At 64.4% G+C, this 20,105-nt stretch carries 19 protein-coding genes; 15 read left to right on the forward strand and 4 right to left on the reverse strand.

Annotated elements, in window-relative coordinates; translation table 11 throughout:
• Positions 1–19 precede the first annotated feature (19 nt).
• Positions 20–1,159, reverse strand: coding sequence for a 4-phosphoerythronate dehydrogenase PdxB (gene pdxB, locus ACYRGX_RS17620; protein ID WP_473053742.1), 1,140 nt, complete (start codon positions 1,157–1,159; stop codon positions 20–22).
• 154 nt (positions 1,160–1,313) lie between these two features.
• On the opposite strand from pdxB, the gene ACYRGX_RS17625 reads away from it, so the two are divergent.
• Positions 1,314–2,687 (forward strand): MATE family efflux transporter, encoded by a 1,374-nt coding sequence (locus ACYRGX_RS17625; RefSeq protein WP_473053743.1) that lies wholly within the window; start codon positions 1,314–1,316, stop codon positions 2,685–2,687.
• 10 nt (positions 2,688–2,697) lie between these two features.
• On the opposite strand, the gene tusA is transcribed toward ACYRGX_RS17625, so the two are convergent.
• Positions 2,698–2,949: a sulfurtransferase TusA gene (gene tusA, locus ACYRGX_RS17630; RefSeq protein WP_473053744.1), complete on the reverse strand. Its 252-nt coding sequence runs from the start codon at positions 2,947–2,949 to the stop codon at positions 2,698–2,700.
• Between the two features lie 62 nt (positions 2,950–3,011).
• Complete coding sequence (rlmM, locus tag ACYRGX_RS17635; RefSeq protein ID WP_473053745.1) at positions 3,012–4,061, reverse strand: 23S rRNA (cytidine(2498)-2'-O)-methyltransferase RlmM; 1,050 nt, start codon at positions 4,059–4,061, stop codon at positions 3,012–3,014.
• Positions 4,062–4,281: 220 nt separating this feature from the next.
• On the opposite strand from rlmM, the gene acnA reads away from it, so the two are divergent.
• On the forward strand, positions 4,282–6,957 hold the full coding sequence (acnA, locus tag ACYRGX_RS17640) for an aconitate hydratase AcnA (protein ID WP_473053746.1): 2,676 nt from the start codon (positions 4,282–4,284) through the stop codon (positions 6,955–6,957).
• Here acnA and ACYRGX_RS17645 read toward each other — a convergent pair.
• Entirely contained in the window at positions 6,927–7,655 is a 729-nt protein-coding gene (locus ACYRGX_RS17645; protein ID WP_473053747.1) for an alpha/beta family hydrolase, read from the reverse strand. The genes acnA and ACYRGX_RS17645 overlap by 31 nt on opposite strands.
• A gap of 57 nt (positions 7,656–7,712) precedes the next feature.
• Here ACYRGX_RS17645 and ccoN (ACYRGX_RS17650) point away from each other — a divergent pair, with 57 nt between their 5' ends.
• The 13 genes from ccoN (ACYRGX_RS17650) to ACYRGX_RS17710 all read left to right on the forward strand — a co-directional run bounded on the left by ccoN (ACYRGX_RS17650) (position 7,713) and on the right by ACYRGX_RS17710 (position 19,991).
• Complete coding sequence (ccoN, locus tag ACYRGX_RS17650) at positions 7,713–9,137, forward strand: cytochrome-c oxidase, cbb3-type subunit I (protein ID WP_473053748.1); 1,425 nt, start codon at positions 7,713–7,715, stop codon at positions 9,135–9,137.
• A gap of 10 nt (positions 9,138–9,147) precedes the next feature.
• Entirely contained in the window at positions 9,148–9,759 is a 612-nt protein-coding gene (gene ccoO, locus ACYRGX_RS17655; RefSeq protein ID WP_473053749.1) for a cytochrome-c oxidase, cbb3-type subunit II, read from the forward strand.
• 6 nt (positions 9,760–9,765) lie between these two features.
• Positions 9,766–9,948, forward strand: coding sequence for a cbb3-type cytochrome oxidase subunit 3 (locus ACYRGX_RS17660; RefSeq protein WP_473053750.1), 183 nt, complete (start codon positions 9,766–9,768; stop codon positions 9,946–9,948).
• A complete protein-coding gene (gene ccoP, locus ACYRGX_RS17665) occupies positions 9,945–10,922 on the forward strand; it encodes a cytochrome-c oxidase, cbb3-type subunit III (protein ID WP_473053751.1) in 978 nt (325 codons plus the stop codon). The genes ACYRGX_RS17660 and ccoP (ACYRGX_RS17665) overlap by 4 nt, the downstream gene beginning before the upstream one ends.
• Positions 10,923–11,384: 462 nt before the next feature.
• Positions 11,385–12,827 carry a cytochrome-c oxidase, cbb3-type subunit I gene (gene ccoN, locus ACYRGX_RS17670; protein WP_473053752.1) on the forward strand — a complete coding sequence of 481 codons (1,443 nt, stop codon included), beginning with the start codon at positions 11,385–11,387 and terminating at the stop codon, positions 12,825–12,827.
• Positions 12,827–13,438 carry a cytochrome-c oxidase, cbb3-type subunit II gene (gene ccoO / locus ACYRGX_RS17675; protein ID WP_473053753.1) on the forward strand — a complete coding sequence of 204 codons (612 nt, stop codon included), beginning with the start codon at positions 12,827–12,829 and terminating at the stop codon, positions 13,436–13,438. The genes ccoN (ACYRGX_RS17670) and ccoO (ACYRGX_RS17675) overlap by 1 nt, the downstream gene beginning before the upstream one ends.
• A gap of 5 nt (positions 13,439–13,443) precedes the next feature.
• Positions 13,444–13,632, forward strand: a complete 189-nt coding sequence (locus ACYRGX_RS17680; RefSeq protein WP_473053754.1) for a cbb3-type cytochrome oxidase subunit 3 — start codon at positions 13,444–13,446, stop codon at positions 13,630–13,632.
• A complete protein-coding gene (ccoP, locus tag ACYRGX_RS17685) occupies positions 13,629–14,588 on the forward strand; it encodes a cytochrome-c oxidase, cbb3-type subunit III (protein WP_473053755.1) in 960 nt (319 codons plus the stop codon). Before ACYRGX_RS17680 ends, ccoP (ACYRGX_RS17685) begins: the two co-directional genes overlap by 4 nt.
• 120 nt (positions 14,589–14,708) lie before the next feature.
• Positions 14,709–16,121: a cytochrome c oxidase accessory protein CcoG gene (ccoG, locus tag ACYRGX_RS17690; RefSeq protein ID WP_473053756.1), complete on the forward strand. Its 1,413-nt coding sequence runs from the start codon at positions 14,709–14,711 to the stop codon at positions 16,119–16,121.
• A gap of 10 nt (positions 16,122–16,131) precedes the next feature.
• Positions 16,132–16,635 carry a FixH family protein gene (locus ACYRGX_RS17695; protein WP_473053757.1) on the forward strand — a complete coding sequence of 168 codons (504 nt, stop codon included), beginning with the start codon at positions 16,132–16,134 and terminating at the stop codon, positions 16,633–16,635.
• 8 nt (positions 16,636–16,643) lie between these two features.
• Positions 16,644–19,073, forward strand: coding sequence for a heavy metal translocating P-type ATPase (locus tag ACYRGX_RS17700; RefSeq protein ID WP_473053758.1), 2,430 nt, complete (start codon positions 16,644–16,646; stop codon positions 19,071–19,073).
• A 35-nt stretch (positions 19,074–19,108) separates the two neighbouring features.
• A complete protein-coding gene (gene ccoS / locus ACYRGX_RS17705; protein ID WP_473053759.1) occupies positions 19,109–19,315 on the forward strand; it encodes a cbb3-type cytochrome oxidase assembly protein CcoS in 207 nt (68 codons plus the stop codon).
• Positions 19,308–19,991 carry a sulfite exporter TauE/SafE family protein gene (locus tag ACYRGX_RS17710; RefSeq protein WP_473053760.1) on the forward strand — a complete coding sequence of 228 codons (684 nt, stop codon included), beginning with the start codon at positions 19,308–19,310 and terminating at the stop codon, positions 19,989–19,991. Before ccoS ends, ACYRGX_RS17710 begins: the two co-directional genes overlap by 8 nt.
• Positions 19,992–20,105 lie beyond the last annotated feature (114 nt).

Below are 20,105 nucleotides of genomic sequence, written 5' to 3' on the forward strand. Positions count from 1 at the left end.
GCCGCACGGGCGGCGACTTCTAGGAACGGATGCCAAGCGCCGCCAGCATCCCGCGCAGTTGCGCATCCTCCCCGATGACGTCCACTGCCAGGCCATCGATTTCACGACGCACCGGGTAGCCCTTGCGCAATGCATCGAACGCCTTTCCTCGATCAGCTTCGTCACCTTGCAACGCCCGCCTGAAGTTCGCATCATCACGGCGCGGGTCGTAGACCGCGCGACAGAGCATGGCCAGCACCTCCTGCGGGGCCGCCCCGGCATTCAGGCTCAGGCCATTGAGTGCCGGTCGAGGCAACCACTGCTGCAGGTCCAACCCGGCCTCTATTCCCAGATGCGTGCAGAAGGCGCGATGGATCATCGCAGTGCCACGCACCTTGCCGTCCAGGCTGTAGCCCGCGATATGCGGTGTCGCGATGCGGCAACCGGCGGCCAATTGCGGATCGACCTGGGGCTCACCTTCCCAGACATCCAGCGCGACTTCCAGATCCTGGCGCTGGTCGAGGACCCGACGCAGGGCCTCGTTATCGACCACCTCGCCGCGAGCCGCATTGATCAGCCAACAGCCTGCTTGCAAGCGCGTCAACTCGGCCTCACCGAACAGGTGCCAGGTAGGCCACGGGCCGTCGCGCAGTAATGGCGTGTGAATACTGATCACGTCGCACTCATCGATGATGCGCTTCAGCGGCACGAAATCGCCGCCCTCATCGGCCTGGCGGGGAGGATCGCAGACCCGTACCGACCAACCGAGTCCACGCAGCACCTGCAACAGACGACCGCCCACCTGCCCCGCCCCGACGATCCCGTAGCGCTTCGTGGCCGGATCCTCACCACGCGCCTCGGCCATCGCCAGTACGCAGCCGAGCACGTAATCCACCACGCCCCGCGCGTTGCACCCCGGCGCGCTGGCCCAGGTGATGCCGGCCTCTTCCAGATAGCGCAGGTCCAGATGATCGGTGCCAATGGTGCAGGTACCGACGAAGCGCACCTGGGTACCGGCCAGCAGGGTACGGTCGACGCGCGTCACCGAGCGCACCAGCAACGCCTCGGCCTCTCCAAGATCGGCCCGTGACAACGTCCGTCCGGGAAGCCGGCGAACCTCGCCGAACGCGGAAAAGAAAGCATCGGCCAAGGGAATGTTTTCGTCGGCGACGATCTGCATGACGCGCTCCAGCACACAAGAGGCGCCAGTTTGGCGCCGCAACGAGCGCGTAGCAATCCCGCCCCCCACACTCAACGCACTGGCGACTCAACGGACACAGGCACCGAGGTGACAACGACGCTAGACTAGCGCGTTTGCCTGCCACGACCCTGCCATGCCCACTCACACCTTGCTCTCCCGCGCCCTCGATGAATGGCGCCAGCTACTGCATCTCGCCGCGCCCATCGTGGTCGCCCAGGTCGCGCAAACCGCGATGGGATTCGTCGACACCCTGATGGCCGGCCATGTTGGCCCGGCGGACCTGGCGGCCGTGGCCCTGGGCAATTCGTTGAGGATGCCCTTGCTGCTGTTGATGATCGGCGTCCTGCTGGCCATCACCCCCAAGGTCGCGCAGCTATCGGGGGCCGAACGCCAGGCGCAGATCGGCCCGCTGCTGCGCCAGGGACTCTGGCTGGCACTGGCGCTGGGCTGCCTGACAGGCATTGCCCTGACGTTCGCCGAACCCCTACTCCTGCGGATGGAGGTGCCGCCGCAGCTCGCCGCGTCGGCGACCGCCTACCTGCTACCCATCGCGCTGAGCATACCGGCACTGGCGCTTTACCAGGTGTTGCGCTGCTACAGCGATGGCATGGGGTACACGCGCCCGGCCATGTTCTTCGGCATAGCGGCATTGGTGCTGAACGTACCGGCCAACTACGTATTCATCTACGGTGAGTTCGGCCTCCCTGCCCTCGGCGGTGTCGGTTGCGGCTGGGCAACCGGCGTGCTGACGCTGCTGATGTCGCTGGGCATGCTGGCCTGGGTCGCGCTGACCCCGGCCTACCGCAGCTCACTGCCGTTCGTCCGTCTGGACTGGCCACGCTGGCAGGTACAACGCGACCTGCTGCGCGTAGGCCTGCCGATAGGCATCGCCGTCTTCGTGGAGGTGAGCATCTTTTCGGTGATCGCCCTGCTCATTGGCGAATTAGGTGCGACCGTCGTCGCAGGCCACCAGATCGCCCTGAACTTCACCTCGATGGTGTTCATGGTGCCCCTGGCGCTGGGCATGGCGATCACCATCCGCGTCGGCCAGGCCCTGGGTAAACCCGATGCGCGCGCAGCACGCTTTCGCGCGTACTGCGGAATCGCCGCCGGAGCACTCTACGCACTGCTCTCAGCGAGTCTCATTCTGCTGCTGCGCCTGCCCATCGCAAGGATCTACAGCAGCGACCCGGCGGTGCTCGAACTGGCCGCCGCGCTGCTGACGATGGCCGCGCTGTTCCAGTTTTCCGACGCCATTCAGATCACCGCCACCGGCGCGCTGCGCGGTTACCAGGACACCCGCGCGATCATGCTGGTCACGCTGCTCGCTTACTGGGGCATCGGCCTGCCGGTGGGATATGCACTGGGCTTGAGCGATCGCCTCGGCGAACCCAGCGGCCCCGCCGGCCTTTGGCAAGGGCTGGTGCTAGGCCTCAGCTGCGCCGCCGTGCTGCTGGGCCTGCGTCTGCGTTATCGGACCGAGCGGGAGATTCGCCGGCAGCGTTGAAAGGGGACTGCTAGTCGGCCTTCTTGCGGATCCAGTAGAGGAAGCGCCCGCCCTCCTCGGCCTGGTCGAGCAACTGATGACCGAGGAAGGTGCAGAACTTGGGGATGTCGCGGGTCGTCGAGGGATCGGTGGCGATGACCTGGAGCACGCCGGCCGCCGGCAAGTCGCGCACGCGGTTGTGAAGCATCATCACGGGCTCGGGGCAATTCAGGCCAGTGGCATCGAGAATGGCCGAAACCTCTGCGCTATCGGGACGGGACATGGCACCTCCGCAACTCTGTAGCCGCGCATTGTCGCGCAAAAAAGACCGGGCGCAAGGGCGAGCTACAACCGGCGCAGGTGGCAGGTGACCTCCTCGCGGTCGTGGTAGAGCTGCTTGCAGGCCAGCGCCGCACGCACGCCGCGGGCCGCCAGCCCCTCCTCGATGCGCGCCAGTAGCCGGCGCACTTCGGCATACCGCTGCTTCATCGGCAGCTTGAGGTTGACCACCGCCTCGCGACAAACGCCCTCGCCGATCCACGCCTCGATCAGCGCAGCGGTGCGAGCGGGCTTCTCGACGATGTCGCAGACCATCCAGTCCACCGGCCGCGGCGGCCGGTACAGGTAGCCATCCGCACGCTGGTGCACCACCAGCCCCGAATACATCAATGCCTCGGCCATCGGTCCATTGTCCACGGCGAAGGTCTTGATCCCGCGATTGACCAGTTGCCAGGTCCAGCCGCCGGGCGCGGCGCCCAGATCGACGGCAGTCATGCCGGTCGCCAGGCGGCGATCCCATTGCTCGCGAGGAATGAACTGGTGCCAGGCCTCTTCCAGCTTCAGGGTCGAACGACTGGGCGCCTCGCGGGGAAACTTCAGGCGCGGCACCCCCATCGGCCAGAGTGCGGCGTTGCTCGCCTCGGCCACGCCGACGAAGACCTCACGGCCACTGCGAAAGGCCAGTTGGAGACGCGGCCCACGAGCGCCGTCGCGGAGCTTGCCGGCCTTTTCCAGCGCCGAGCGCAGCGGCCGCTCGAAGCGCCGGCAGAAGGTCGAGAGCTCCTTGCCTTCGTTACTGTCGAACACTTCCAGCCAGAGCCCGGAACAGGTCGGCGCACCGACCAGGTGTTCGAGAATGACCTCGATACGCTCGCTCTCCGGCAGCGCCAGCCACTGGCCCCTTGCCCACTGGCGCGGAAACACCAGGGAGGAGAAGGCCTGGCCACGCATCATGCGCTGCGCGCCGTCCTCCTCGAGACAGACGAACTCGGCGTAGGCCGTTCCGGGCTTGCCCTTGGCGTAACCCGCGACACCCAGGCGCTCGGCGACTTCCGCCAGTTCGGCGCAGACTTCACCCTCGAAGCCGGGTCGGCAGTGCAACAGCAGGATATCCAAGGTCAGAGGCTCTCGGCGGTTGGGACGGGGCACGCATGATAGCCGAGCGGGGAACCCGGCGTGAGTCGATGGGTCCAGAACAGATGAAGCCAAACGGGTTGCCGGGCATTCGAGTCATACGTCGCTCCACGGCGATGCACCGGCATCCCAGGCCACAGAAATCCGGGCGGAGCCCGTGCTTCGCCCAACGAGCCCTTACCGTGGGGACTAGGAGAGACACATGCCATCGTTGGATAGCCTGAATTGTCGCCGCACGCTGGAGGTCGACGGCAAGACCTATCACTACTACAGCCTGCCGGACGCAGCCGGCAGCCTCGGCGACATCGATCGCCTACCGCGCTCGCTGAAGGTGCTGCTGGAGAACCTGCTGCGCTGGGAGGATGACCTGAGCGTCCGCGGCGAAGATATCCGTGGCCTGGTCGAGTGGCTGCGTGAACGCCGCTCGGATCGGGAGATCCAGTACCGCCCCGCGCGCGTGCTGATGCAGGATTTCACCGGCGTTCCCGCTGTGGTCGACCTCGCGGCAATGCGCGACGCGGTCGCCCGCGCCGGCGTCGACCCACAGCGCATCAACCCGCTGTCTCCCGTGGACCTGGTCATCGACCACTCGGTGATGGTGGATCGTTTCGCCGACGCCCAGGCCTTCGCCGACAACGTGAAGATCGAGATGCAGCGCAACGGCGAGCGCTACGCCTTCCTGCGCTGGGGCCAGCAGGCCTTCGACAACTTCAGCGTGGTACCGCCCGGCACCGGCATCTGCCATCAGGTCAACCTGGAATACCTGGCCCAGGTGGCCTGGACCCGCGAGGAAGAGGGCGAGACCTTCGTCTTCCCCGATACCCTGGTCGGCACCGACTCGCACACCACCATGGTCAACGGCCTGGGCGTGCTCGGCTGGGGCGTGGGCGGTATCGAAGCCGAAGCAGCGATGCTCGGCCAACCGGTATCGATGCTGGTACCGGAAGTGATCGGTTTTCGCCTGCATGGGCAACTGCGCGAAGGCGTGACCGCCACCGACCTGGTGCTCACCGTCACGCAGATGCTGCGTAAGCAGGGCGTGGTGGGCAAGTTCGTCGAGTTCTACGGCCCCGGCCTGGATAACCTGCCGCTGGCGGACCGCGCCACCATCGGCAACATGGCGCCCGAATACGGTGCCACCTGCGGTTTCTTCCCGGTAGACCAGGTGACACTCGACTACCTGACGCTCACCGGACGCGACCCGCACCGGGTGAAGTTGGTCGAGGCCTACTGCAAGGCCCAAGGCCTGTGGCGCGATTCGAGCGCCGCCGAGCCGCTGTTCACCGAGACCCTGGAACTCGACCTGGATGCGGTGCAACCCTCGCTGGCCGGCCCCAAACGCCCCCAGGACCGGGTCGACCTGCCCGGCATCGGCGCCAACTTCGACCTGCTGCTGGAAACCTCCGGGCGCATGAGCGAAGCCGACAAGGCCTTTCCGGTCGAGGGCGAGGACTTCGCGTTACGCCACGGCGCCGTGGTGATCGCGGCGATCACCTCCTGCACGAACACGTCCAACCCCAACGTACTGATGGCGGCCGGCCTGGTGGCGAAGAAGGCTGTCGAACGCGGCCTGACCCGCAAGCCCTGGGTGAAAACCTCGCTGGCGCCAGGCTCCCAGGTGGTGACCGACTACCTGGCCAAGGCCGGACTGGATCGCTACCTCGACCAAATCGGCTTCAACCTGGTCGGCTACGGCTGCACCACCTGCATCGGCAACTCCGGCCCGCTGCCGGACGCCATCGGCCAGTGCGTCACCGACAACGACCTGGTGGTCTCCTCGGTACTTTCCGGCAACCGCAACTTCGAAGGCCGCGTGCATCCGCTGGTAAAAGCCAACTGGCTGGCCTCGCCGCCGCTGGTGGTGGCCTTTGCCCTCGCCGGTACCACGCGCATCGACCTCGCGCGCGAAGCGCTGGGCGAGGACGCCAACGGCCAGCCGGTCTACCTCAAGGATCTGTGGCCCAGCAGCGAAGAAATCCAGCAAGCGGTCGCGGCCATCGACGGGCAGATGTATCGCAGCCGCTACGCCGACGTATTCAGCGGCGATGAACACTGGCGCGCGATCGAGACCAGCGACGGCGATACCTACCAGTGGGATGCCCAGTCGAGCTACGTGCAGAACCCACCGTTCTTCACCGACATCGCCCAGCCGCCGAAGCCCCCGGCAGACATCGAGGGCGCGCGTGTCCTGGCGTTGTTCGGCGACTCGATCACCACGGACCACATCTCACCGGCCGGCAACATCAAACCCAGCTCTCCGGCCGGGCTTTACCTGCAGAGTCTCGGCGTGCCGCCGGACCAGTTCAACTCCTACGGATCGCGACGGGGCAACCATGAGGTGATGATGCGCGGCACTTTCGCCAACATCCGTATCCGTAACGAGATGCTCGGCGGCGAGGAAGGTGGCGAGACGCTCTTTCAACCCGACGGCGAGCGCATGCCGATTTATGATGCGGCGATGCGCTACCAGGCCGCCGGTACGCCGCTGGTGGTCATCGCCGGCAAGGAGTACGGCACCGGCTCGAGCCGCGACTGGGCCGCGAAGGGCACCACGCTGTTAGGCGTGAAGGCGGTGATCGCCGAGAGTTTCGAGCGCATCCATCGCTCCAACCTGATCGGCATGGGCGTACTGGCGCTGCAGTTCGTCGACGGCCAGGATCGTAACAGCCTTGGCCTGGACGGCAGCGAAACGCTGAGCATCCGCGGCCTGGACGAGGACATCGCCCCCCGTCAGATGCTGCAGGTCGAAGCCACGCGCGCCGATGGCAGCACCTTTACCTTCCCCGTACTGTGCCGCATAGACACGCTCAACGAAGTGAAGTACTTCAAGGCCGGCGGCATCCTGCACTACGTGCTGCGTGAACTGATCGCGGCCTGACCAGGCGGCGTGGCGAGTTTTCGCTCGAGAAAGCTCGCCACGGCCTCCACCGCCCGCTGCAGGTGCCCGGAGTGATCGAACCCGGAGCGCTTCAGCGGACGGAGGTCATGGTCCGCGGCCTCCAGCCAACACAACTCGATGGTTGGCGCCAGTTGATAACCCGCGACCTCCTGATGATTACCCAGCGCATCGCGCTCCCCCTGAACGATCAGCGTAGGCGTACGTAGTTCCGCCAAGTGCTCCACACGGGTCTTCTCCGGCCGCCCGGCCGGATGGAAGGGGTAGCCCAGACAAACCAGTGCCGCGACCCCCAACTCGTCGGCCAACAGACTGGCCATGCGTCCGCCCATGGACTTGCCGCCGATGACCAAAGGCCCCGTGACTTGCTGTCGCAGCACGGCATACCTCTGCCGCCAGCAATCCAGCAATTTACCTTGCGAATCAGGGGGCCGGCGCCCTCCGCCAGCACGCCTCGAGGCCATATAGGGGAACTCGAAGCGAACCACCCTCACCCCGTGGCGACTGAGCCCGCGGGCGATCTCGTCCATGAACGCACTGTCCATCGGCGCTCCGGCGCCATGCGCGAAAACGAAGGTCGCCCAGGCACCCTCGGCTGGCCCATCGCACAAGAGTAGCGGCACATGGACGCTTCCCCCCTGTTGATCCCCGTCAATACCGCCCACGGGCCCTTTCACCATTCTTGCCTCGCTAGAAAACAGCAATATCTGCCCAATACCGTGGATGGAAGCCCATACATGAACACAGCAACCAGTACCGCCTATGAATACAAGGTGGTCCGCCAATTCGCCATCATGACGGTGGTGTGGGGTATCGTCGGGATGCTGGTAGGCGTCCTGATCGCCGCCCAGTTGGCATGGCCTGCCCTGAACTTCGATCTCCCCTGGACCAGCTTCGGCCGACTAAGGCCGCTGCACACCAACGCGGTGATCTTCGCCTTTGGCGGTTGCGCCCTGTTCGCCACCTCCTACTACTCCGTACAACGCACCTGTCAGACCCGTCTGTTCCTGCCCAAACTCGCCGCCTTCACCTTCTGGGGTTGGCAGCTGGTGATCCTGCTGGCCGCAGTGACCCTGCCGCTGGGTATCACCGGTGGCAAGGAGTACGCCGAACTGGAATGGCCGATCGACATCCTGATCACCATCGTCTGGGTCTGCTACGCGATCGTCTTCTTCGGCACCCTGGCCACCCGCAAGACCAAGCACATCTATGTTGGCAACTGGTTCTTCGGTGCCTTCATCCTCACCGTGGCGCTGTTGCACCTGGTGAACAACATGGAGCTGCCGGTCACCCTGACCAAGTCCTACTCGGTCTACTCGGGCGCCACCGACGCCATGATCCAGTGGTGGTACGGCCACAACGCCGTGGGCTTCTTCCTCACCGCAGGCTTCCTCGGCATGATGTACTACTTCGTGCCCAAGCAAGCCGAGCGCCCGGTCTACTCTTATCGCCTGTCGATCGTGCACTTCTGGGCACTGATCGCGGTATACATCTGGGCGGGTCCGCACCACCTGCACTACACCGCGCTGCCCGATTGGGCTCAGAGCCTGGGCATGGTGATGTCGCTGGTACTGCTGGCACCCTCCTGGGGCGGCATGATCAACGGCATGATGACCCTCTCCGGCGCCTGGCACAAACTGCGCACCGACCCGATCCTGCGCTTCCTGGTGGTATCCCTTGCCTTCTACGGCATGTCCACCTTCGAAGGCCCGATGATGTCGATCAAGACCGTCAACGCGCTGTCCCACTACACCGACTGGACCATCGGTCACGTTCACGCCGGCGCTCTCGGCTGGGTGGCGATGATCTCCATCGGCGCGCTGTATCACCTCATCCCGCGCGTCTTCGGGCGTCCGCAGATGCATAGCGTCGGCCTGATCAACACGCACTTCTGGCTCGCCACCATCGGCACCGTGCTCTACATCGCCTCGATGTGGGTCAACGGCATCGCCCAGGGCCTGATGTGGCGTGCGGTCAACGAGGACGGCACCCTGACCTACTCCTTCGCGGAAACCCTGGTCGCCAGCCATCCCGGCTTCGTAGTGCGCACCATCGGTGGTGCGGTGTTCTTCAGCGGCATGCTGATCATGGCCTACAACACCTGGCGTACCGTGCGCGCTTCCACCCGCCAGGAAGCCGAAGCCGCAGCGCAGATGGCCTGAGGATTGATTGATGAACAAACACGAGATTCTTGAAAAGAACGTCGGCCTGCTGGCGCTGTTCATGGTCCTGGCCGTGAGTATCGGCGGTCTGACTCAGATCGTTCCGCTGTTCTTCCAGGACGTCACCACGACGCCGGTGGAAGGCATGAAGCCCTATACCGCCCTGCAACTCGAAGGCCGCGACATCTATCTGCGTGAAGGCTGCGTCGGCTGCCACTCGCAGATGGTACGTCCGTTCCGCGCCGAAACCGAACGCTACGGCCACTACTCCGTTGCCGGTGAAAGCGTCTGGGATCACCCCTTCCTGTGGGGCTCCAAGCGTACCGGTCCGGATCTGGCCCGGGTCGGCGGTCGCTACTCCGATGACTGGCACCGTGCGCACCTGTACAACCCGCGCAACGTCGTGCCCGAGTCGAAGATGCCCTCCTACCCCTGGCTGGTCGAAAACCGCCTGGATGGGGCGCACACCGGCGCCAAGCTCAAGGCCATGCAGATCCTCGGTGTGCCCTACAGCGACGAAGACATCGCGTCTGCCAGCGACAGCGTGAAGGGCAAGACCGAGATGGACGCATTGGTTGCCTATCTGCAGGTGCTGGGCACCTCGCTGAAGAACAAACGGTAAGTCGCAATGGATATCGGAACGCTTCGCGGGCTCGGGACCGTCCTGGTGATGGTTGCCTTCGTCGGACTGCTGCTGTGGGCCTACAGCAGCAGGCGCAAGGCGAGCTTCGACGAGGCAGCCAACCTGCCGTTTGCCGACGAGCTGCGGCACAAGCGCAGCCAGCAAGATTCTAGGAGCAACGAAGAATGACTTCATTTTGGAGTTGGTATATCACCGTCCTCACCCTCGGCACCCTGGTGGCGCTGTTATGGCTGATATTCGCAACCCGCAAGGGTGAGCCGAAGGGCACCGTCGAGCAGACCCTGGGTCACGCCTTCGACGGTATCGAGGAATACGACAACCCGCTGCCCAAGTGGTGGTTTCTGCTGTTCATCGGCACCATCATCTTCGCCGTCGGCTACCTGGCCCTGTATCCGGGCCTGGGTAACTGGAAAGGCGTGCTACCGGGTTACGGCTATCTGAACAGCGAGACCCAGACAACCTTCGCCAACGGCGAGCCGGGTTGGACCGGCGTACACCAGTGGGAGAAGGAGATGGCTCGCGCCGAGGCGCAGTACGGTCCGATCTTCGCCAAGTACGCCGCCATGCCGATCGAGGAAGTCGCCAAGGACGAGCAGGCTCTGAAAATGGGTTCTCGCATGTTCGCCACCTACTGCTCGGTCTGCCACGGCTCCGATGCCAAGGGTGCCGTCGGCTTCCCCAACCTGACCGACGCCGACTGGCGCTGGGGCGGCGACCCGCAGACCATCCAGACCACCATCCTCAACGGCCGCATGGCCGCGATGCCGGCCTGGGGCGAGATTCTCGGCGAAACCGGCGTGCGCAACGTCGCGGCCTATGTGCGTCACGAGCTTGCCGGCCTGCCGCTGCCTGAAGGCAGCGACGCGGATATCGCCGCAGGGCAACAGACGTTCAACACCAACTGCGCCGCCTGCCATGGCCCGACCGGCCAAGGCATGGCCATGCTGGGTGCGCCGAACCTGACTCACCCGGCTGGTTGGATCTACGGCAGCAGTCTCGCGCAGCTGCAGCAGACCATCCGTTATGGCCGCAACGGCCAGATGCCGGCACAGGAGCCTTACCTCGGCAGCGACAAGGTTCACCTGCTCGCCGCCTACGTGTACAGCCTGTCTCAGCGTGACGCAGAAGTCGCTGGTAAATGATGTGAACTGGGTGGCGGCACTCGCCGCCACCCTTGCGACAGATGGTCGCACTTTCGTCGCATATCCCTCCCCGCAAATCCCCAGGGTCTAAGCTGTCGGCATAAGGTCGCACCCATGAAGAAGGTGCCGAACCACTGCGACACGATGAGGCCTTGCGATCCTCCCCCGTTTACGTCTAGTTCAGCGAACCAACGCGAATACACGCGTAAATACCGTGGAATTAGCAGCGTAAGCTCGTTCCCTGGGGACTCGATTTTCCTCTTCGCACAATGCCACGACGGCCTGGTTCGACAGGGCGACGGTTGCTACGCATTGGTTTCAACTTGCTTCACGAAAGCGGCCTAAGCCAGAAATTACGGGCTCTCCATGCGAGAGGGCGGTTTGCATCCGCTGGCTGCTTTTCTCATACTGCCGCCCGTTTTTTTGCCCAGAAAACCACCGCAAACAACCGTGGAAGCAAGCATGAGCACAGCCATCAGCCAGACTGCTTATAACTACAAGGTGGTCCGCCAGTTCGCCGTCATGACGGTAGTCTGGGGGGTCATTGGAATGGGGCTTGGTGTCCTGATCGCCGCACAACTCGTGTGGCCGGCACTGAACCTGGACCTACCCTGGACCAGCTTCGGTCGCTTGAGACCGCTGCACACCAACGCAGTCATCTTCGCCTTTGGCGGCTGTGCACTGTTCGCCACCTCCTACTACGTGGTGCAACGTACCTCTCAGGCCCGACTGATCTCCGACACCCTCGCCGCCTTCACGTTCTGGGGTTGGCAAGCCGTGATCATTCTGGCGGTGATCACCCTGCCGATGGGCTACACCTCCTCCAAGGAATATGCCGAGCTGGAGTGGCCGATCGACATCCTGATCACGCTCGTCTGGGTCACCTATGCGGTGGTCTTCTTCGGCACCATCGTCAAGCGCAAGACCAAGCACATTTACGTCGGCAACTGGTTCTACGGGGCGTTCATCCTCACCGTGGCCATGTTGCATGTCGTCAACAACCTGGAAATCCCGGTCACCCTGACCAAGTCCTACTCGCTGTATTCGGGCGCCACCGACGCCATGATCCAGTGGTGGTACGGTCACAACGCCGTGGGCTTCTTCCTCACCGCAGGCTTCCTCGGCATGATGTATTACTTCGTGCCCAAGCAGGCCGAGCGCCCGATCTACTCTTATCGCCTGTCGATCGTGCACTTCTGGGCGCTGATCAGCGTGTATATCTGGGCCGGTCCGCACCACCTTCATTACACGGCCCTGCCCGACTGGGCGCAGAGCCTGGGCATGGTGATGTCGCTGATTCTGCTCGCACCCTCCTGGGGCGGCATGATCAACGGCATGATGACCCTCTCCGGCGCCTGGCATAAGCTGCGCACCGACCCCATCCTGCGCTTCCTGGTGGTTTCCCTGGCCTTCTACGGCATGTCGACCTTCGAAGGTCCGATGATGGCCATCAAGACCGTCAATGCCCTCTCCCACTACACCGACTGGACGATCGGCCACGTTCACGCTGGCGCTCTCGGCTGGGTGGCGATGATCTCCATCGGCTCGCTCTACCACCTGATCCCGCGCGTCTACGGTCGCACCCAGATGCACAGCGTCGGGCTGATCAACGCGCACTTCTGGCTGGCCACCGTCGGTACCGTGCTCTACATCGCTTCGATGTGGGTCAACGGCATCACCCAGGGCCTGATGTGGCGCGCGGTCAACGAAGACGGCACCCTGACCTACTCCTTCGTGGAAGCACTGCAGGCCAGCCACCCCGGCTTCCTGGTACGCATGATCGGCGGCGCCTTCTTCCTCAGCGGCATGCTGCTCATGGCCTACAACACCTGGCGCACCGTACGCGCCGCTAAACCGGCGGAATACGATGCCGCCGCGCAGATCCCCGCTGGAGTCGCCCACTGATGAATCGCCACGAAGTAGTCGAGAAGAACGTCGGCCTGCTGGCGCTGTTCATGGTCCTCGCCGTGAGCATCGGCGGCCTGACGCAGATCGTTCCGCTGTTCTTCCAGGACGTCACCAACAAGCCGGTCGAAGGCATGCAGCCCTACACCGCCCTGCAACTCGAAGGTCGCGACATCTATATCCGCGAAGGCTGCGTGGGTTGCCATTCGCAGATGGTGCGTCCTTTCCGCGCCGAGACCGAACGCTACGGTCACTACTCCGTCGCCGGTGAGAGCGTCTGGGACCATCCCTTCCTGTGGGGCTCCAAGCGCACCGGCCCGGATCTGGCCCGCGTTGGCGGCCGCTACTCCGACGACTGGCACCGCGCGCACCTGTACAACCCGCGCAACGTGGTCCCCGAGTCGAAGATGCCCGCCTATCCCTGGCTGGTGGAGAACCGTCTGGACGGCAAGCACACCGCCGCCAAGCTCCAGGCCATGCAGACGCTCGGCGTACCCTACAGCGACGAAGACATCGCTGGCGCACGTGATGCGGTGAAGGGCAAAACCGAGATGGATGCCCTGGTGGCCTACCTGCAGGTGCTGGGCACCTCGATCAAGAACAAGAGGTAACGCGGATGGACATCGGCACTCTTCGCGGCCTGGGCACCGTATTGGTGATGGTGGCCTTCGTCGGACTGCTGCTGTGGGCCTACAGCAGCAAACGCAAGAAAAGCTTCGACGAGGCAGCCAACCTGCCCTTCGCTGATGAAGAGAACCCCGTCGTTTCGCGTGACGAGAACGCTTCTAGGAGTAAAAGCGAATGACCGCTTTCTGGAGTTGGTACATCACCTTCCTCACCCTCGGCACCCTGGTCGCACTGACCTGGCTGATCTTCGCGACCCGTCGTGGTCAGCGCCGTGATACCACCGAGGAAACCCTGGGCCATTCCTTCGACGGCATCGAGGAATACGACAACCCGCTGCCCAAATGGTGGTTCATGCTGTTCGTCGGCACCTTGCTGTTCGCCGTCGGGTACCTCGCGCTGTATCCCGGCCTGGGCAACTGGAAGGGTGTGCTGCCGGGTTACGGCTACCTGGACAACGAGAGCAAGACCGCTTTCGCCAACGGTGAAGCGGGCTGGACCGGCGTACACCAGTGGGAAAAGGAAATGGCCCGCGCCGATGCCGAATACGGCCCGCTGTTCGCCAAGTATGCCGCCATGCCGATCGAGGACGTTGCCAAGGACGAGCGCGCGCTGAAGATGGGTTCGCGGCTGTTCGCCTCCAACTGCTCGGTTTGCCACGGCTCCGATGCCAAGGGCGCCTATGGTTTCCCCAACCTGACCGACAACGACTGGCTGTGGGGCGGCGAAGCGGACACCATCAAGACCACCATCATGCAGGGTCGCCAGGCGGCTATGCCCGCGTGGCGCGAAGTGATCGGCGAGGACGGCATCCGCAACGTCGCCGGCTATGTGCGTAGTTTGTCCGGTCTGCAGAACCCTGAAGGTGTCGATCTTGCCGCAGGTCAACAGATCTTCCAGACCACTTGCGTAGCCTGTCACGGTCCGGATGCGAAGGGTAATCACGCCCTGGGCGCCCCCAACCTGACCGACCGTATCTGGTTGTATGGTTCGAGCTTCGCCCAGGTGCAGCAGACTCTTCGCTACGGTCGAAACGGCCGCATGCCCGCGCAGGCCGACCACCTCGGCAACGACAAGGTCCATCTGCTCGCGGCGTACGTCTACAGCCTGTCGCACCAGGAGGCTGACGCGCAATAAGCTGACGCGACTTAGTGTCGCTGCGGCTCGCGAGTCGCCAGGCGTACCATACGCGGCAGTCAGACCGACCCCGGTCGGCACGTATCGACCGGGGCACTTCTCCAGCCGTGGTACCTAGCGATGAATGAACAGATCCCCGTCCAAGATGTAACCGCTCCAGCGAAGGTAGTGGCAAACACAGACCTCTACGCCCGGCGGGAAAAAATCTACACCCGTGCCTTCACCGGCCTCTTCCGCAACCTGCGCCGCATCGGCGGCGCGGTGCTCTTCCTGCTCTACTTCGGCACGGCCTGGCTCACCTGGAACGGCAGGCAAGCCGTCTGGTGGGACCTGCCCGAGCGCAAGTTCTATATCTTCGGCGCTACCTTCTGGCCCCAGGACTTCGTGCTGCTTTCCTGGCTCCTGATCATCTGCGCCTTTGGCCTCTTCTTCATTACCGTATTCGCCGGACGCGTCTGGTGCGGCTATACCTGTCCGCAGAGCGTCTGGACCTGGATCTTCATGTGGTGCGAGAAGGTCACAGAAGGTGATCGCAACCAGCGCATGAAGCTGGACAAGGCTCCGATGTCCGGCAACAAACTCGCCCGCAAGAGTGCCAAGCACAGCCTCTGGGTGCTGATTGGCCTGCTCACCGGGCTGACCTTCGTCGGCTATTTCACCCCGATTCGCGACCTGATTCCGGACCTCGTGACCGGACAGGCCAGTGGCTGGGCGTATTTCTGGGTCGGCTTCTTCACCCTCGCCACCTACGGCAACGCTGGCTACCTGCGCGAACAGGTCTGCGTCTACATGTGTCCCTACGCACGCTTCCAGAGCGTGATGTTCGACAAGGACACCTTGATCGTCTCCTACGATCCCACCCGTGGCGAAAAGCGTGGCCCGCGCAAGAAAGGCGTCGACTATCGTGCCCAGGGTCTTGGCGACTGCATCGACTGCACCATGTGCGTCCAGGTCTGCCCCACTGGCATCGACATTCGCGATGGCCTGCAGATCGAATGCATCGGCTGCGCCGCCTGCGTGGATGCCTGCGACGCGATCATGGACAAGATGAACTATCCCCGGGGCCTGGTGAGCTATACCACCGAGCACAACCTGTCCGGACAGAAGACCCACCTGCTGCGCCCGCGCCTCATCGGTTACGCTGTGGCGCTGGTGGTGATGATCAGCCTGTTCGCCTGGGCCATCAGCGCACGGCCGCTGGTACAGGTGGATGTCATCAAGGACCGCGTGCTCTATCGCGAGAACGAGTTGGGGCTCATCGAGAACGTCTACTCGGTCAAGGTCATGAACAAGGCACAACGTGACATGACCTTCCTGATCGAAGCCGATGGCCTGGACGGCTTGCGCTTCCAGGGACGCAGCGAAGTCAAAGTGGCCGCCGGCGAAGTCCTGGCGGTACCGGTGGAACTCTCCATCGCGGCCGAAGCGCTGCCGTCGAGCACCAATAACATTAGCTTCCGGGTCCGCTCCGTGGACGATCCGGACATCAGCAACGATGCCGATAGCCGCTTCATCGGTCCGGCGATCCGATAGGGCGATGCCAATGTCGTACAGCAGTAATCAGAGCAGTCGCTGGTACACCCAGTTCTGGGCATGGTTCGTGATCCTCATCCTGATTTCCTCGGTGGTGCAGGGGATATCCATGCTCACCGTGGCGATCAGCAATGCCGACAGTCTGGTGGTCGACAACTACTACGACGCAGGCAAGGGCATCAACACCTCACTCGAGCGGGAGCAGCTCGCCAAGCAGTTGGGCATGCAGGCGAGCCTCACCCTCGATAACGACACCGGTGTGGCGACGCTGCAGTTGCACGGCGCCAGCGGCCCCCGCCAATTGGTGCTCAACCTGATCTCGCCGACCCAGCCCGAGCGCGATCGCCGCGTCATCCTCCAGCCCCAGGGCGAAGGGGTGTACACCGGGCAGATGCTCGACGCCATCGAGGGACGGCGCTTCGTAGAACTGCTCGGCAGCGAGGGTGGGCATGATTGGCGCCTGTTCGAGGAAGAGAACCTGGAGAATCGGCAACCCATAGCCCTGGGTGAATGACCGTCTCGATGAATCCCCCCGTCTCCTGCTACCACTGTGGCTTGCCGGTCCCTCCCGGCAGCCACTTTTCCACACGAATCCTCGACGCCGACCGCGCACTTTGCTGCCCAGGCTGCAAAGCGGTGGCCGAAGCCATCGTCGCGGGCGGCCTGGAAAGCTACTACCACCATCGCAGCGAAACCTCGGCCAACCCCGAGAGCCTGCCACGGGTGCTCGCCGATGAACTGGCACTCTACGATCGCGAGGAAGTGCAGCGCCCGTTCGTCCAGCATAAGGGTGATCTATCGAGCACCTGTCTGCTCATCGAAGGCATCAGTTGTGCGGCCTGTGGCTGGTTGATCGAGAAACACCTGCGAGCCATGCCCGCGGTTGCCGAAGCCCAGCTCAATCTGTCCAACGCACGACTGCAATTGAGCTGGGACGCCGCTCGCCTCCCCCTCAGCCAACTGCTCGCCGAGCTACGCCGTATCGGCTACGCCGCTCACCCGTACCAGCCAGACCAGGCGGCCGCGCAGCTCGCCAAAGAGAACCGCCGCTCCCTGCGCCAGCTCGGCGTAGCCGGCTTGCTCTGGGTCCAGGTAATGATGGCGACCATGGCCACCTGGCCCGAATTCAACCTGGATCTCTCCGCCGAGATGGACCTGATCCTGCGCTGGATCAGCCTGTTCCTGACCACACCCATCGTCTTCTACTGCTGCGGCCAGTTCTTCCGGGGCGCCCTGCGCGATCTGCGCACACGCCACCTGTCGATGGACTTTTCCGTATCCCTCGCCATTGCCGGCGCCTATGGCGCCGGTATCTGGTCTGCGATCAATGCGACCGGCGAGCTGTATTTCGATGCCGTGGGCATGTTCGCCCTGTTCCTGCTCGCCGGTCGCTACCTGGAGCGCCGCGCCCGCGAGCGGACCGCCGCCGCCACCGCGCAGCTCGTCAATCTGCTACCGGCCTCCTGCCTGCGAATGGACGCGAACGGCGGCAACGAGCGCATCCTGCTCAGCGAACTGCGTGAAGGCGACCTCGTACTCGTGCCCCCGGGGTCCTTACTGCCGGCGGACGGCCAGGTGCGCTCGGGCCACTCCAGCATCGACGAGTCCCTGCTCACCGGCGAGTACTTGCCGCAACCCCGCGGACCCGGCGACAGCGTCACCGCCGGCACCCTCAATGTCGAGGGACCGCTGCAGGTGGAAGTCCTGGCACTGGGCGAACAAACGCGCCTGTCGGCGATCGTACGACTGCTCGAACGCGCCCAGGCCGACAAGCCTCGACTGGCCGAACTCGCCGACCGCGTCTCGCAGTGGTTCCTCGCCGTCGTCCTGGTGATCGCTGCCGTGGTGGGCCTGGCATGGTGGCAGCTCGATGCTCAGCGCGCCTTCTGGATCGTTCTAGCCCTGCTCGTGGCGACCTGCCCGTGTGCGCTCTCGCTAGCGACCCCAACGGCCCTGACCACGGCCACCGGCACCCTGCACAAGCTCGGCCTGCTGCTCACCCGCGGACACGTGATCGAAGGCCTGAATCAGATCGACACGGTGATCTTCGACAAGACCGGCACCCTCACCGAAGGGCGCATGACGCTCACTGCGGTACAACCGCTGGGGGCCGCCTCCAGCGAGCGATGCCTGGAATGGGCCACGGCGCTGGAGAGCGGCTCGGAACACCCGATCGCAAGGGCTTTCGGTCGGGCGCCGCACGCCGCCGCGGACGTCGTCAGCGCGCCTGGCCGTGGCCTGCAAGGCCGCTACGATGGAAAACGGCTGCGCATCGGCCAACCCGACTACGTCGCCGAGGGCTGGTCTGGCACGGCACCGCCGATTCCCGGCGAACAGGGGCAATGGTTGCTACTGGGCGACGAGCAGGGACCGCTGGCCTGGATGATCCTGGATGATCGGCTGCGCGATGATGCCCCCGACCTGCTGCAGGCGTGCCGGGCACGCGGCTGGCGCACGCTGTTGCTCTCAGGGGACAGCTCGCCGATGGTTGCACAGGTCGCGGAACAACTGGGCATCGACGACGCCCGCGGCGGCCTGACGCCCGACCAGAAATTGCAGGTGCTGGCGGAGCTGCGCCAGGCCGGACATCACGTAATGATGCTCGGCGACGGCGTCAACGACGTCCCCGTGCTGGCCGCCGCCGACATCAGCATCGCCATGGGCTCGGCTACCGACCTGGCCAAGACCAGCGCCGACGCGGTGTTGCTCTCCAACCGACTGCACAGCCTGGTCCTGGCATTCGAGATGGCCCGGCGCACGCGCCGGGTGATCCTCGAGAACCTCGCCTGGGCAAGCCTGTACAATGGTCTGGTCATTCCGTTCGCGGCGATCGGCTGGGTCACACCACTCTGGGCCGCGCTGGGCATGTCCTTCAGCTCGCTGCTGGTGGTTCTCAACGCCCTGCGCCTGACCCGCCACCCAGCGCTTGCCGTATCGCCCCGAGCCAGCTGACCTCGGCGCTCACCGTCTCCCAAGGAGAAGTTGCCATGCCCGCGCTCTACGTGATGATCCCGGTTGCCGTGATCATCGTCGCTCTCGCCATCTGGCTGTTTTTCTGGGCCGTCGACAGCGGCCAGTACGACGACATGGAAGGCCCCGCCCACAGCATCCTCTTCGACGACGATCAGCCGCCGACGCAGAACGCCGACGACGCCCCGCAAGCCCCTGCCTCGGGAGCGCGGCGCGGTGACTGAACTGCTGCCGCAACTGGCTTCGGCGCTGGTTCTCGGCCTGCTGGGCGGCGGTCACTGCCTAGGCATGTGCGGTGGCCTGATGGGTGCCCTGACCCTGGCTATTCCCGCCGAGCAGAAAGGCAAACGCCTGCGCTTGTTGCTGGCCTACAACCTGGGCCGCGTTCTCAGCTACGCCTGTGCCGGGCTTTTGCTGGGGCTGGCCGGCGTAGCCCTGGCGCAGGGGCCCTTCGCGCTGGCCTTGCGCGTACTGGCAGGCCTGCTGCTGATCACCATGGGGCTTTACCTCGCGGGCTGGTGGAGCGGGCTGACTCGCGTGGAGGCACTCGGCAAGCATCTCTGGCGTCACCTGCAACCCCTCGCCACCCGCCTGCTGCCGGTCAGCAGCCTGCCACGGGCGATGCTGCTTGGCGCCATCTGGGGCTGGTTGCCCTGCGGACTGGTCTACAGCACGCTGCTGTGGGCGGCCAGCCAGGGCGATGCGCCGCGCAGTGCAGCGCTGATGCTCGCCTTCGGCCTCGGCACCTGGCCGGTGCTGCTCGCCACCGGGCTGGCCGCGCAACGCATGATGGCTCTACTGCGGCGGCGTGGCGTGAGGCTGGCCGGTGGCGTGGCGGTGATCCTGTTCGGCCTGTGGACCCTGCCCGGCCCCCATCAACACTGGCTGATGGGCCACTGAAGTGCACCATTCGAGCTGAGCGAAATAGTCGCACCGAGCGCGCTTGATTCAGGTCAACGAGCCTGTTCCGGGGTACCCCTAGACTGCCCCCCACATGCTCGCTTTACGGTACCG

This window comes from Pseudomonas sp. R4-15, assembly GCF_055768815.1.

Bases quoted from the DNA above. Each gene is read 5' to 3' on its own strand.
- ccoG (WP_473053756.1), top strand. From the start codon at position 14,709: ATGAATGAACAGATCCCCGTCCAAGATGTAACCGCTCCAGCGAAGGTA.
- ccoN (WP_473053752.1), top strand. From the start codon at position 11,385: ATGAGCACAGCCATCAGCCAGACTGCTTATAACTACAAGGTGGTCCGC.
- ccoP (WP_473053755.1), top strand. From the start codon at position 13,629: ATGACCGCTTTCTGGAGTTGGTACATCACCTTCCTCACCCTCGGCACC.
- tusA (WP_473053744.1), bottom strand. From the start codon at position 2,949: ATGTCCCGTCCCGATAGCGCAGAGGTTTCGGCCATTCTCGATGCCACT.
- ACYRGX_RS17680 (WP_473053754.1), top strand. From the start codon at position 13,444: ATGGACATCGGCACTCTTCGCGGCCTGGGCACCGTATTGGTGATGGTG.
- ccoP (WP_473053751.1), top strand. From the start codon at position 9,945: ATGACTTCATTTTGGAGTTGGTATATCACCGTCCTCACCCTCGGCACC.
- ccoO (WP_473053749.1), top strand. From the start codon at position 9,148: ATGAACAAACACGAGATTCTTGAAAAGAACGTCGGCCTGCTGGCGCTG.
- pdxB (WP_473053742.1), bottom strand. From the start codon at position 1,159: ATGCAGATCGTCGCCGACGAAAACATTCCCTTGGCCGATGCTTTCTTT.
- ccoN (WP_473053748.1), top strand. From the start codon at position 7,713: ATGAACACAGCAACCAGTACCGCCTATGAATACAAGGTGGTCCGCCAA.
- ccoS (WP_473053759.1), top strand. From the start codon at position 19,109: ATGCCCGCGCTCTACGTGATGATCCCGGTTGCCGTGATCATCGTCGCT.
- ACYRGX_RS17625 (WP_473053743.1), top strand. From the start codon at position 1,314: ATGCCCACTCACACCTTGCTCTCCCGCGCCCTCGATGAATGGCGCCAG.
- acnA (WP_473053746.1), top strand. From the start codon at position 4,282: ATGCCATCGTTGGATAGCCTGAATTGTCGCCGCACGCTGGAGGTCGAC.
- ACYRGX_RS17645 (WP_473053747.1), bottom strand. From the start codon at position 7,655: ATGGTGAAAGGGCCCGTGGGCGGTATTGACGGGGATCAACAGGGGGGA.
- ACYRGX_RS17700 (WP_473053758.1), top strand. From the start codon at position 16,644: ATGAATCCCCCCGTCTCCTGCTACCACTGTGGCTTGCCGGTCCCTCCC.
- ACYRGX_RS17695 (WP_473053757.1), top strand. From the start codon at position 16,132: ATGTCGTACAGCAGTAATCAGAGCAGTCGCTGGTACACCCAGTTCTGG.
- ACYRGX_RS17660 (WP_473053750.1), top strand. From the start codon at position 9,766: ATGGATATCGGAACGCTTCGCGGGCTCGGGACCGTCCTGGTGATGGTT.
- ccoO (WP_473053753.1), top strand. From the start codon at position 12,827: ATGAATCGCCACGAAGTAGTCGAGAAGAACGTCGGCCTGCTGGCGCTG.